The organism is Streptomyces sp. NPDC048636 (genome assembly GCF_040650655.1).
Lineage (GTDB): Bacteria > Actinomycetota > Actinomycetes > Streptomycetales > Streptomycetaceae > Streptomyces.
On record NZ_JBEZHR010000018.1, the window covers coordinates 63,129 to 75,333 of the forward strand.

11 protein-coding genes are annotated in these 12,205 nt (G+C 70.4%); 8 read left to right on the plus strand and 3 right to left on the minus strand.

All coding sequences use genetic code 11. The features are described from left to right. Positions 1-145 precede the first annotated feature (145 nt). The gene (gene lexA / locus AB0C66_RS32350) at positions 146-946 is read right to left on the minus strand and encodes a transcriptional repressor LexA (protein WP_362446794.1); all 801 of its coding nucleotides are present in this window, start codon (positions 944-946) and stop codon (positions 146-148) included. Between the two features lie 433 nt (positions 947-1,379). Between lexA and nrdR the strand changes: the two genes are divergently transcribed. The 3 genes from nrdR (at position 1,380) to AB0C66_RS32365 (ending at position 5,743) form a co-directional block, all read left to right on the plus strand. Continuing rightward, positions 1,380-1,901: a transcriptional regulator NrdR gene (nrdR, locus tag AB0C66_RS32355; protein ID WP_362446797.1), complete on the plus strand. Its 522-nt coding sequence runs from the start codon at positions 1,380-1,382 to the stop codon at positions 1,899-1,901. A 111-nt stretch (positions 1,902-2,012) separates the two neighbouring features. Beyond that, entirely contained in the window at positions 2,013-4,883 is a 2,871-nt protein-coding gene (locus AB0C66_RS32360) for a vitamin B12-dependent ribonucleotide reductase (protein ID WP_362446800.1), read from the plus strand. Between the two features lie 254 nt (positions 4,884-5,137). Next, complete coding sequence (locus AB0C66_RS32365; protein WP_362446803.1) at positions 5,138-5,743, plus strand: YdbC family protein; 606 nt, start codon at positions 5,138-5,140, stop codon at positions 5,741-5,743. A 99-nt stretch (positions 5,744-5,842) separates the two neighbouring features. Here the strand turns inward: AB0C66_RS32365 and AB0C66_RS32370 are convergent, their stop codons facing one another. Continuing rightward, entirely contained in the window at positions 5,843-6,484 is a 642-nt protein-coding gene (locus AB0C66_RS32370; RefSeq protein WP_362446806.1) for a TetR/AcrR family transcriptional regulator, read from the minus strand. Between the two features lie 119 nt (positions 6,485-6,603). Here AB0C66_RS32370 and abc-f point away from each other — a divergent pair, with 119 nt between their 5' ends. The 5 genes from abc-f (at position 6,604) to AB0C66_RS32395 (ending at position 11,467) form a co-directional block, all read left to right on the plus strand. Next, positions 6,604-8,250, plus strand: a complete 1,647-nt coding sequence (gene abc-f / locus AB0C66_RS32375) for a ribosomal protection-like ABC-F family protein (RefSeq protein WP_362446809.1) — start codon at positions 6,604-6,606, stop codon at positions 8,248-8,250. Positions 8,251-8,259: 9 nt separating this feature from the next. Beyond that, on the plus strand, positions 8,260-8,919 hold the full coding sequence (locus AB0C66_RS32380) for a histidine phosphatase family protein (protein ID WP_362446812.1): 660 nt from the start codon (positions 8,260-8,262) through the stop codon (positions 8,917-8,919). 11 nt (positions 8,920-8,930) lie between these two features. Continuing rightward, positions 8,931-9,824, plus strand: a complete 894-nt coding sequence (locus AB0C66_RS32385) for an ADP-ribosylglycohydrolase family protein (RefSeq protein ID WP_362446815.1) — start codon at positions 8,931-8,933, stop codon at positions 9,822-9,824. Positions 9,825-10,034: 210 nt separating this feature from the next. After that, the gene (locus tag AB0C66_RS32390) at positions 10,035-10,736 is read left to right on the plus strand and encodes a ribonuclease HII (protein WP_362446818.1); all 702 of its coding nucleotides are present in this window, start codon (positions 10,035-10,037) and stop codon (positions 10,734-10,736) included. A gap of 68 nt (positions 10,737-10,804) precedes the next feature. After that, entirely contained in the window at positions 10,805-11,467 is a 663-nt protein-coding gene (locus tag AB0C66_RS32395; protein WP_362446821.1) for a hypothetical protein, read from the plus strand. An 81-nt stretch (positions 11,468-11,548) separates the two neighbouring features. Here AB0C66_RS32395 and AB0C66_RS32400 read toward each other — a convergent pair whose 3' ends face one another. Further along, the gene (locus AB0C66_RS32400; RefSeq protein WP_362446824.1) at positions 11,549-12,166 is read right to left on the minus strand and encodes a hypothetical protein; all 618 of its coding nucleotides are present in this window, start codon (positions 12,164-12,166) and stop codon (positions 11,549-11,551) included. Between the last annotated feature and the right edge of the window lie 39 nt (positions 12,167-12,205).

Below are 12,205 nucleotides of genomic sequence, written 5' to 3' on the forward strand. Positions count from 1 at the left end.
GCCGTCGAGCTGTCACTGAGTGCGGCCGTCGAGCGCTGTCGCTGCGTACAGACCCTCGCGTGAGTACAGCAGGGCCCCGGAACCGGCGCAGTGGTCCCGGGGCCCGGTCGTTGGGCACGCTAGGGGCGCACCTCGATCCGTTGTGTCAGACGCGCCGCAGCACCGCGACCACCTTGCCCAGGATGGTCGCCTCATCGCCCTGGATCGGCTGGTACGCGGCGTTGTGCGGGAGGAGCCACACATGGCCGTCCTCGCGCTTGAAGCGCTTCACCGTGGCCTCGCCGTCGAGCATCGCGGCGACGATGTCCCCGTTCTCGGCGACGGGCTGACGGCGCACCGTCACCCAGTCGCCGTCGCAGATGGCGGCCTCGATCATGGAATCGCCGACCACCTTGAGGACGAACAGCTCCCCGTCGCCGACCAGCTGCCGGGGCAGCGGGAAGACGTCCTCCACGGACTCCTCGGCGAGGATCGGGCCACCGGCCGCGATCCGGCCGACGAGCGGTACATAGGAGGCGGCGGGCTTGCCGGTGGTGTCCGTCGGCTGTGCGCTGGCCTGGTCCGAGCCGCGGACCTCATAGGCCCGGGGCCGGTGAGGGTCCCGCCGCAGAAAGCCCTTGCGCTCCAGAGCCATCAGCTGATGGGCCACGGAGGAGGTGCTGGAGAGCCCCACCGCCTGGCCGATCTCCCGCATGGACGGCGGGTAGCCGCGCCGCTGCACAGAGTCGCGAATGACCTCGATGACACGGCGCTGCCGGTCGGTCAGCCCAGAACTGTCCGCCCGGATGCCTGGAGGTCGTCCGGGTAGGGCGCGCGAGGGCTTCTGGCCCTCTGGGTTCGTGGCGTCGTTCATGGTGTGGGTCTGGTTCATCGCGTGTGTCTGTTCGAGCCTGCTCTGGGAGCGCTCCTGAGTGGTGATAGTGGTGCTCTCTGCGGTGGTGGTCACGACGGGCCCCTCTCGAGATGTTCTCCCTAGCTGGACAACGGTAGTTGCTTTCGAAAGGTTGCGCCAAACACACGTTCGAGTGAAATTTCGTAGATCGGCTGACGTGGTCACGGGGTTGGGTGTATAGGCCGGGTTCCGGCGGCCCCTTCCGGATGGCTCCAGTCTCCCACTCCGACCCCCGTGAATCCGTGACCCGGCGGGCTCGCGTAGTCTCGTGCCTGCTCCCGGCCCGTGACACGCAATCCGGCCCGGTTGAGCGCCAGACACCAGATCTAGTGGTTTGATGGATGTCAGCCACCTACAAGTTGTGGTCCCTGGTGATTCATCGCCGAGGTTTTCGCCTATGCTTGTGGTCGCTTCACCGGACCTCCACGGTCCGGTCGAGGCTATGCAGCCATGCGTCGTTCATAAGGGTGAGGGAGGGTTCGGAGTCATGCACTGCCCCTTCTGTAGGCACCCCGACAGTCGTGTGGTGGACAGTCGGACCACGGACGACGGCTGTTCGATCCGCAGGCGCCGCCAGTGCCCGGACTGCTCGCGACGCTTCACCACCGTGGAGACGGCGTCGCTGATGGTGATCAAGCGGAGCGGGGTCACCGAGCCCTTCAGCCGCGACAAGGTCATCTCAGGGGTGCGCAAGGCATGCCAGGGCCGCCCGGTCACCGAAGACGCCCTCGCCAAGCTCGGCCAGCAGGTGGAGGAAGCCGTACGCGCCACCGGCAGTGCCGAGCTGTCCACCCATGACGTGGGGCTCGCCATACTCGGCCCGCTCCAGGAGCTCGACCTCGTCGCCTACCTCCGCTTCGCCTCCGTCTACCGCGCCTTCGACTCGCTCGAGGACTTCGAGGCGGCGGTCACGGAGCTGCGAGACCAGCAACGGCCTCCCGCGCACGACCGCGGATCCGGTGCCGACGGGGCCGCGGAGGCCCCCGCACCGGCCATCGCCGCCGACTGACCGGCGGTCCAGACGTACCCGGGGCGCCCCGCGCGGCCGGGTGGAAGACACACACCGTGCCTGGGAAGAAATGGGCACATCAGGGCGTTTTCGCCCGTACAGGGAGGCGGAATGACAGAGACGACGAGCGGCCCGGCACGAGGCTCCCGCTCCAAGGGAAGCAAGGCGAACAAGGGTCTGCGTATCGAGCGCATCCACACCACCCCTGGCGTGCATCCGTACGACGAGGTGGTGTGGGAGCGCCGTGACGTCGTCATGACCAACTGGCGCGACGGTTCGGTCAACTTCGAGCAGCGCGGCGTCGAGTTCCCCGACTCCTGGTCGGTGAACGCGGTCAACATCGTCACGAGCAAGTACTTCCGCGGTGCAGTGGGTTCCCCGGACCGCGAGGCGAGCCTGAAGCAGCTCATCGACCGCGTGGTGCGCACCTACCGCGCGGCCGGGGAGAAGCACGGCTACTTCGCCTCGCCCGCCGACGCCGAGATCTTCGACCACGAGCTGACGTACGCCCTGCTGCACCAGGTCTTCAGCTTCAACTCGCCGGTGTGGTTCAACGTTGGCACCAAGCAGCCGCAGCAGGTCAGCGCCTGCTTCATCCTCTCCGTGGACGACTCCATGGAGTCGATCCTGGACTGGTACAAGGAAGAGGGGATGATCTTCAAGGGCGGCTCCGGCGCCGGTCTGAACCTCTCCCGCATCCGTTCCTCCAAGGAACTCCTCTCCTCCGGAGGCAACGCTTCCGGCCCTGTGTCCTTCATGCGCGGTGCCGACGCCTCCGCCGGAACGATCAAGTCCGGTGGCGCCACCCGCCGCGCCGCCAAAATGGTCGTCCTCGATGTCGACCACCCGGACGTCGAGGCCTTCATCGAGACCAAGGTGAAGGAGGAGGAGAAGATCCGCGCCCTGCGCGACGCGGGCTTCGACATGGACCTGGGCGGCGACGACATCACGTCCGTCCAGTACCAGAACGCCAACAACTCCGTCCGTGTGAACGACACGTTCATGAAGGCCGTGGAGTCGGGCTCGGCGTTCGGTCTGCGCTCCCGGCTGACCGGCGAGGCCATCGAGGAGGTCGACGCCAAGTCCCTCTTCCGCAAGATGGCGGAGGCGGCCTGGGCCTGCGCCGACCCGGGCATCCAGTACGACGACACCATCAACCACTGGCACACCTCGCCGGAGTCGGGCCGGATCACCGCCTCCAACCCGTGCAGTGAGTACATGCACCTGGACAACTCCTCGTGCAACCTGGCCTCGCTCAACCTCATGAAGTTCCTGCTGGACGACGACGAGGGCAACCAGCGCTTCGACGCCGAGCGCTTCGCCAAGGTCGTCGAGCTGGTCATCACCGCGATGGACATCTCCATCTGCTTCGCGGACTTCCCGACCCAGAAGATCGGTGAGACCACCCGCGCCTTCCGTCAGCTGGGCATCGGCTACGCCAACCTGGGCGCCCTGCTGATGGCCACCGGCCACGCCTACGACAGCGACGGCGGCCGGGCCCTGGCCGGAGCCATCACCTCCCTGATGACCGGCACGTCGTACAAGCGCTCCGCCGAGCTGGCGGCCGTGGTCGGCCCCTACGACGGCTACGCCCGTAACGCGGACGCCCACAAGCGCGTCATGAAGCAGCACTCGGACGCCAACGCCACCGCCAAGCGCATGGACGACCTGGACACCCCGGTCTGGGCCGCGGCCACCGAGGCATGGCAGGACGTCATCCGCCTCGGCGAGAAGAGCGGATTCCGCAACGCCCAGGCGTCGGTGCTCGCGCCGACCGGCACCATCGGCCTGATGATGGACTGCGACACCACGGGCGTCGAGCCGGACCTGGCCCTGGTCAAGTTCAAGAAGCTGGTCGGCGGCGGCTCGATGCAGATCGTGAACAACACGGTCCCCAAGGCCCTCAAGCGGCTCGGCTACCAGCCCGAGCAGGTCGAGGCGATCGTCGCCCACATCGCCGAGCACGGCAATGTGATCGACGCCCCGGGGCTGAAGCCCCGGCACTACGAGGTGTTCGACTGCGCCATGGGCGAGCGCTCCATCTCGCCGATGGGCCACGTGCGGATGATGGCCGCCGCCCAGCCGTTCCTGTCCGGCGCCATCTCCAAGACGGTCAACATGCCGGAGTCGGCCAACGTCGAGGAGATCGAGGAGATCTACTTCGAGGGCTGGAAGCTGGGCCTCAAGGCGCTCGCCATCTACCGCGACAACTGCAAGGTCGGCCAGCCGCTCTCCGCCAAGAAGAAGGAAGAGAAGAAGGCCGAGCAGGCCGCGCCCGAGCCCGAGAAGATCATCGAGTACCGCCCGGTCCGCCGGCGCCTCCCCAAGGGCCGTCCCGGCATCACCACCTCCTTCACGGTGGGTGGCGCCGAGGGCTACATGACCGCCAACTCCTACCCGGACGACGGGCTGGGCGAGGTCTTCCTGAAGATGTCCAAGCAGGGTTCGACCCTCGCGGGCATGATGGACGCCTTCTCGATCGCCGTCTCGGTCGGCCTCCAGTACGGCGTGCCGCTGGAGACCTACGTCTCGAAGTTCACCAATATGCGCTTCGAGCCGGCGGGCATGACCGACGACCCGGACGTGCGGATGGCACAGTCGATCGTCGACTACATCTTCCGCCGCCTGGCGCTGGACTTCCTGCCGTTCGAGACCCGCTCGGCACTCGGCATCCACTCCGCCGAGGAGCGTCAGCGACACCTGGAGACCGGCTCGTACGAGTCCTCCGAGGACGAGGTGGATGTCGAGGGCCTGGCTCAGTCGGCGCCGCGCCAGCTGGACGCTCCGGCGGCCAGCACCTCGTCCACGGCCGGGGCCGCCACGCCGGCTCCGAAGGAAGCCCACAGCTCGACCGAACTGGTCGAGATGCAGCTGGGGCTGAACGCCGATGCGCCGCTGTGCTTCTCCTGCGGCACCAAGATGCGGCGCGCGGGCAGCTGCTACCTGTGCGAGGGCTGCGGCTCGACGAGCGGTTGCAGCTGACGCGGTGAGCCGCCCGGAGGTGACCGACCTTCTCTCGGCGGCCTGATGCGGCATGAGGGCGGTGGAGCCGGTGATGCGGCCCCACCGCCCTCGGTCCGTGCGGGGTCCCGCTCCGAGACGCGCTGACGGCGGACGTCCGGGGGCGCAGAGGTGGTGGAAGGGGCGCGCACAACGCTCATGGTGGTGAACCATCGCTGCACGCGGGGTGGTTGGCCATGTGATGCGGGCCACCCGCGGGGCCGTAGGATAGCGCGGTGCTGGTCAAGTGGATTCGCTGCACCGTGATGGACCGTCCGGCTTTCGAGCGGGGGCAGCGGAAGTGGGCGGGGTTGCCCGGGGAACCGGGTTTTCGGGGGCAGGGCGGTGGCTGGAGCCGGGGACGTCACGATGTGGCGCACATCTTCTCGTTCTGGGAGAGCCGGGCGTTCTACGACTCCTTCATGGCCCGGTCGCACGACCGGCTGGCGGCCGCGCAGTCGGGGACCTACAAGGACATGCAGGTCCGGCTGTTCGAGCATCGCTTCGATGTGAAGGTGGGCTTCGAGCCGCGGTTCACCGACGTGGACGTGGTGCGGGTCGCGCACTGCCGGGTGCACGCGGAGCGGGTGGAGCACTTCACGCTGGTGCAGGAGAAGGTGTGGAATCCCGCGATGGCCGGGTCGCCCGGGATGCTGCGCGGCCTGTTCGGCGAGGCGCCGGGGAACGAGTTCCTCGTGCTGTCGATGTGGGACTCCGCCGCGGAGCATGGGAAGTACCGGGCCGAGCGGGTGGAGCGGCTCGGTCTGCGTGCTCAGATCGAGGCGGACGTGGCGGCCATCGCGGGTGATGTGGTGGGCGTCGAACCGGCCTGGACTGTCTGACCGCCTCGGATGCGTGTCGGTTGCCCGGCCTGCGCCCGGGCCCCGATCTGGTACCCGGTCACGGCCGAACGCCCGGCCCTGGTCCGGTGCCCGATGCGGTCAGTCGGCTGAATCCTGGGAGGTGTCCGGGAGATAGGCTCCGGCCCTGACGGCTGCGGCGACGGATGCGGCCGACTGGTCGGCGAGCGGCGTGCCGAGGGGTTCGCGGGTGACCACCGCCCGGAAGAACAGCGGGGCGGATACCGCCCGTACGACCGCCGCCGCATCGGTGCCGGGCGGGGCCTGGCCTCGTTCGACCGCCCGTTGTACGACGCTCTCGCAGCGGGCGAACCGCTCCGCGTAGAAGCCCCGCAGCGCCTCGGCCGTGCGCTCGGACTGGAACGCGGCCGCGATGAAGGCGGTCGGCGCGGCTGCGGCCGAGACGTCGCCGAAGGTGTCGATGACCTCGTGGGCGAGAGCGCGCAGATCTCCGTCCAGGCTTCCGGTGTCGGGGGGCGTCCAGGTGTCCTCGCCCGCGAGGTCGAGCGCGTCCGTCAGCAGCCCCTCGACGCTGCCCCAGCGCCGGTAGAGCGTCGTCTTGTGGACGCCGGAGCGCTCGGCGACGTACTCCACGGTCAGCCCGGGATAGCCGTGCTCGGCGAGGCCGGTCAGCACGGCGTCGCGGACGGCGGCACGAGTGCGGGCGGTACGCCCGCCGGGCCGGACGGTGCCCGGTGTGGCGGAGGCATCTTCTTCGGACAACTGCAACTCCCGTTGCGTTAGGCGTCATGTCGTGTCATGCTGAGGGTAACGCAACCACTGTTGCGTTTGCGGTGGGGCTCCCGCTCCCGCTGCCTGCTCTTCTGCTCGGAGGTTCGTCTTTGCCCACTCAGATCTCGCTGCGCGGCGTCACCCTGTCCCGGGGCGACCGCACGCTGCTCGACGACGTGTCCTTCTCGGTGCGGCCCGGTGAGCGAGTCGGCATCGTCGGGGAGAACGGCGCGGGCAAATCCACACTGCTCAAGGTGCTGGCCGGAAGGGAATCGTCCGGCGACGGCGCGGTGGTGACCGTGGCCGACGGGGGTATGGGGCATCTCGGCCAGACACCCGAGCTGCCTCCGGACCACTTGGTGGGAGACGCGATCGATGCGGCCCTGGCCGAGCTGCGCGTCATGGAGAGCAGACTGCGCGAGCTGGAGGCGGAGCTCGGCGGCTGTGCCCCCGAGGCGCTCGCCGCGTACGGCGATCTGCTCACCGCCTTCGAGGCGCGCGGCGGCTACGAGGCGGACGCCCGAGTGGACAAGGCCCTCCACGGCCTTGGGCTGGGCGCCATCGGGAGGGACCGGCGGCTCGGCAGCCTTTCGGGCGGCGAGCAGGCCCGGCTCGGTCTGGCTTGTCTGATCGCGGCCGCCCCTGAGGTCATGCTGCTCGACGAGCCCACGAACCATCTCGACGGTGCGGCCCTCATCTGGCTCGAGGACGCCCTGCGCGCCCATCCCGGCACCGTCCTCGCGGTCTCCCACGACCGGGTGTTCCTGGACCGGGTGGCGACCGCGGTCGTCGAGGTGGACGCCGACCGGCGCACGTTGGTGCGCTACGGCGGGGGCTATGGCGGATTCGTCGCCGAGCAGACCGCCGCGCGCCGCCGCTGGGAGCAGGCGTACGCGCAGTGGTGCACCGAGACGGCGGCGCTGACCGAGGCCGCCACGACGGTCGCCCGGCGGGTCGCCCCCGGCCGTGGGATGAAGGACGGCAACAAGGTCGCCTACGACCGGGACAAGGGGCGGGTGCAGTCCTCGGTCTCCAGCCGGGTGCGCAATGCGCAGGAGCGGCTGCGCAGGCTCCAGGAGGACCCCGTGGCCCGGCCGCCGGAGCCGTTGCGGTTCACCGCGCGTCCCGAGGCCGGCGGCGAGAGGGGCGTTCTGGTCGGTCTTCACCAGGTGCGGGTGGGCGACCGGCTCGCGGTGGACGGGCTCACGGTCGCCGCGGGCGAGAGGCTGCTCGTCCACGGCGCCAATGGCGCGGGCAAGTCGACCCTGTTGCGGATCATGGCCGGAGTGGATCAGCCGGATGCCGGTCAGGTGGTGCGGCGGGGCCGGATCGGCTATCTCGCCCAGGAGATACCGGTCGCCCGGCCCAGTGAGCGGCTGCTGTCGGCCTTCGGCCGCGGGCTGCCGGGGGCCCCGGAGGAGCTGACGGACCTGCTGTTGTCCTACGGGCTCTTCCGGGGGCGCGACCTCCATGTGCCGGTGGGGTCGCTCTCGGCGGGGCAGCGGCGCCGACTGGCTCTCGCCCGGCTGCTGGCCCGCCCCGCGGACCTGCTGCTGCTCGATGAACCGACCAACCATCTCGCCCTCGGCCTGGTGGAGCAGCTGGAGGAGGCGCTGGCGCAGTGGACCGGTGCGCTGGTGGTGGTGTCGCATGACCGCCTGCTGCGCAGCCGATTCACCGGGCGGCTGTGCGAGATACGCGACGGGCGGCCCATGGTGGACGAGGGGAGCGAGGCACCTGCCGCGGGCCCGATCTAGGGTGGCGACATGGCCAGACCCCGGCGCATCGTCCTGATACGGCACGGAGAATCGGAGGGAAATCTCGATGACACGGTGTACGAACGCGAGCCCGACCATGCGCTGAGGCTTACCGAGCGGGGGCGGCAGCAGGCGCAGGAGGCCGGTAAGCGGTTGCGTGCGACGTTCGACGAGGAGCGAGTTTCGGTCTATGTGTCGCCGTACCGGCGTACCCACCAGACCCTGACCCTGCTCGGACTGGATCCGTCCCGCACCCGGGTGCGGGAGGAGCCGCGGCTGCGCGAACAGGACTGGGGAAACTGGCAGGACCGGGACGATGTGCGGAAACAGAAGGCCTACCGCGACGCTTACGGGCACTTCTTCTACCGCTTCGCGCAGGGCGAGTCCGGTGCGGACGTCTACGACCGGGTGGACGCGTTCCTGGAAAGTCTGTGGCGCAGCTTCCAGGACCCCGCCCATCCGCCGAACGTCCTGCTGGTCACGCACGGGCTCACCATGCGGCTGTTCTGCATGCGCTGGCTGCACTGGACCGTCGCCGAATTCGAGTCATTGTCGAACCCCGGCAATGGCGAGACCCGGTCCCTGCTGCTCGGCTCCGACGGGCGCTACCGCCTCGACCGGCCCTTCGAGCGCTGGTGCACCCCCGAGCCGTACGGCCTCACCGGCTAAAGTGCCCAGCGATGACCGCTGACCGTTTCCACCGGGCCCTCGGGAGCCTGCGCGGGCTGTCCGTGGGCGATGCCCTCGGCTCCCAGTTCTTCGTACCCGCCAACTATCCGTTCCTCAAGCGCCGTGAGCTGCCTCCCGCCCCCTGGCAGTGGACCGACGACACCGAAATGGCGTGCTCCGTGCTGGCCGTCCTGGCCGTGCACGGGCGGATCGACCAGGATGAACTCGCCCGGTCGTTCGCCGAGCACCATGACTTCGACCGGGGCTACGGTCCCGCCGTGAACCGGATGCTCCGGCTGGTCAGAGAGGGCGGCGACTGGCGGGATCTGGCCGCCGCGCTGTTCAACGGACAGGGGTCCTGGGGCAACGGGGCCGCCATGCGGATCGCCCCGCTCGGTGCCTGGTACGCGGGCGATGTGGAGCAGGCGATCCACCAGGCCGAGATCTCCGCCTACACCACACACCAGCACCGTGAGGCGGTTGCGGGCGCGATGGCGGTGGCCGCCGCGGCCGCGCTGGTGGCCGACCCCGCGGGTCACTGCGGCCCGGCGGAGCTGCTGGAGCGCGTGACCGAGGCCGTGCCCCGAAGCGCCGTGCAGGCGGGGCTGCGCCGCGCCCGCGACATGCTCGACTACGCCGACGCGGGCACGGTCGCCGCGGTGCTCGGATGCGGCCGCCGTACCAGCGCCCATGACACCGTGCCGTTCGCCCTGTGGGCCGCCGCCCGCCACCTGGGCTCCTTCGAGGAGGCGTTCTGGCGGACCGCTCAGGCGGGCGGGGATGTGGACACCACGTGTGCCATCACCGGGGGAGTGATCGCCGCCGCGGCGGCGGGAGCACCGCCTCATGAATGGCGGGAGCAGACGGAGGCGCTGCCGGGGTGGCTTCCGGAGCCGCCCGCCTGACGTATGACGCTGCCGGGCCGCTCACCCCCGGCCCGGCACCCGGCACACGCCCCGTGGCCGCGGTTGGGTGAACCGGCCTCCCGCCGCCCGGTGTTGGGCCGGAAGGCCACCGGAGGCGCCGCTGGTGGTGGCGGGCACCGGCGGCCGGATCCGGCGGTCGCGGATCCGGGTTCCGGGCCTCCATGGTGGCGGCGTAAAGTTGTCCTCGCCATGGCCTATGAACCGCCCACCCACAGTGTCGAGCGCTCGCTCCGCGCCACCACAGGAGCAAAGATCGTCGTCGGTGTCGACGAGGTCGGGCGCGGGGCATGGGCCGGGCCGGTGACGGTCTGCGCGGCGGTCACCGGGTTGCGGCGTCCGCCGACCGGACTCACCGACTCCAAGCTGCTGAGCCCCAAGAAGCGCACGATGCTGGCGCAGCAGTTGGAGACGTGGGTCACCGCGCACGCCCTGGGTCACTCCTCTCCGGAGGAGATCGACGACCTGGGGATGACGGCCGCCCTCCGACTCGCCGCCACGCGGGCGCTGGACGGCCTGCCCGTCCGCCCGGACGCGGTGATCCTGGACGGCAAGCACGACTACCTCGGCTCTCCCTGGACGGTTCGTACGGTCATCAAGGGCGATCAGTCCTGTGTGGCCGTCGCCGCCGCCTCCGTGATCGCCAAGGTGCGACGGGATGCGATGATGGCCGAACTGGGGACCGCACACGCGGACTTCCGCTTCGGTGACAACGCCGGATATCCGTCCCCCGTGCACCGCGCCGCACTGCGGGAGCTGGGGCCGACCCCCCACCACCGGCTGACCTGGGCCTACCTGGACGGGCTGCCTCGGTGGCGGCATCTCAAGCGGGTGCGCACCGCACCCGGACCGGTCGGCCTGGAGGGCGAAGGCCAACTCGGCTTCGACTTCTGAGCGGACCATGCGGTGAAAACCGCCACCCGCCGATGCGAATCGCACCGACGTTTGATAGACATCAGCCCATGCCTCTCATCCCCGAGGAGCCTCAGATTCACGAGAGTGTCCCGGGTCCTCGCGCGACACCGGCCGCAGGCCGCACCGCGCCGACCCCTCGTCCTGTTCCTGGTCCCGGCCCCCGGGCCGTACCACGGTGGCCCGGAAGCCCCGGCCCGAGCCGCGGTACCGCCGGGACCTCGTCGGCTCCGTCGCAGCGCTCCACAAGCGATACGACGAAGCCCGTGCCGACCGCTCCGGCGGTCCCGGCTGCCAAGGCCGCTCCCGCTGCCGCCGCGACGGCCGCGCCCCAGATCCAGCTGATCCCCGCTCCGGTGGACGGCGCTCTGGACGCGGCGGACGAGGCGGTCGACCTGCTGCTGGACTCCGGTCGGGCACCCGGTGACATCCTGGTGCTCACCACCGCGGACCAGCATCCGTGGGCGGCCCATGAGTTGTCCTTCGGCGAGGCGTCCTACTGGGCGCAGCACGACGCCGGTGACGACGTCTTCTACGCCGCGGCGGGCGCCGACCGCGCCAAGGGCCGTCCGGTCGTGGTCGTCGCCGTCAACGGCGGGGCGGACGATCTCGTCGCCCGGGCGCTGCCGCACGCGATGGGCCGTGCCGGTGCGCTGCTGGTCGTCTGCGGCGACCCGGAGCGCATCAACACCCTGATCACCGCGGGCGTCTGAACTCGCACGCCTTCGTACGCCCGGTGCCCGGCAGTCTCTGTCCACGGTGACGGGGCTGTCCGGCGTCCGGCCGGACGGTGGCTACACGGCCGCGGAGTGGCTGAGCGCGCCCTGCGCTCCGCTGCGGGGCGGTGCCAGCGGCGCGGCCTCGCCGTCGCCGCCGGTGAAGCCGAGTGCGGTCCGGAGTGAGGAGGCGTGCGGCCGACGGCCGCTCCGCCCTTCGCCGAGGACCTGCCATCCGACGCGGGTCAGCGTGATGTACGCACCGCAGCGCAGCCCGTGCAGCGTGCAGGCGTCCCGCAACCCCCACATCCAGGCGCCGTCCTCCTGGGTCCACTGGCTCTCGCCGTCACGGCAGTAGAGCAGAACGGCGGTGCGCACCGGTGTGCGGCGGCGCAGATCGTGGGGGATGACCCGGCGCAGCTGGGCCAGGAGCGCGTTGCGGAACTCCCAGCCGTCCGCCGCGGAGGTGTCGCGCCGGGAGAACGACGCGCTGGCCGTGAGCCGTTCCTCCGGGTCCAGGACCGCCACGACCGCCGTGGACGGTGTGGGCATATGGCGGCTGTGCAGTCCTGTGACGAGCTCGCGTGGATTGCGGAGCAGGGGAATCCCGGCGGCGGCCCATTCCGAGGGTTCGAGGACCCGCCCGAGCCGGGAAGCGGGATCGGCGGACGGTGGCGGAGCGAAGCCGAAGGTCACGGTCCTCCCTTCGTCAGCGCGCCCAGGGGTCCGTGTCGG

What these genes read in the sequence shown, in the direction of transcription:
- AB0C66_RS32380 (WP_362446812.1), top strand. Translation starts at nt 8,260, where the DNA reads ATGGCCAGACCCCGGCGCATCGTCCTGATACGGCACGGAGAATCGGAG.
- AB0C66_RS32395 (WP_362446821.1), top strand. Translation starts at nt 10,805, where the DNA reads ATGCCTCTCATCCCCGAGGAGCCTCAGATTCACGAGAGTGTCCCGGGT.
- AB0C66_RS32385 (WP_362446815.1), top strand. Translation starts at nt 8,931, where the DNA reads ATGACCGCTGACCGTTTCCACCGGGCCCTCGGGAGCCTGCGCGGGCTG.
- AB0C66_RS32390 (WP_362446818.1), top strand. Translation starts at nt 10,035, where the DNA reads ATGGCCTATGAACCGCCCACCCACAGTGTCGAGCGCTCGCTCCGCGCC.
- AB0C66_RS32360 (WP_362446800.1), top strand. Translation starts at nt 2,013, where the DNA reads ATGACAGAGACGACGAGCGGCCCGGCACGAGGCTCCCGCTCCAAGGGA.
- nrdR (WP_362446797.1), top strand. Translation starts at nt 1,380, where the DNA reads ATGCACTGCCCCTTCTGTAGGCACCCCGACAGTCGTGTGGTGGACAGT.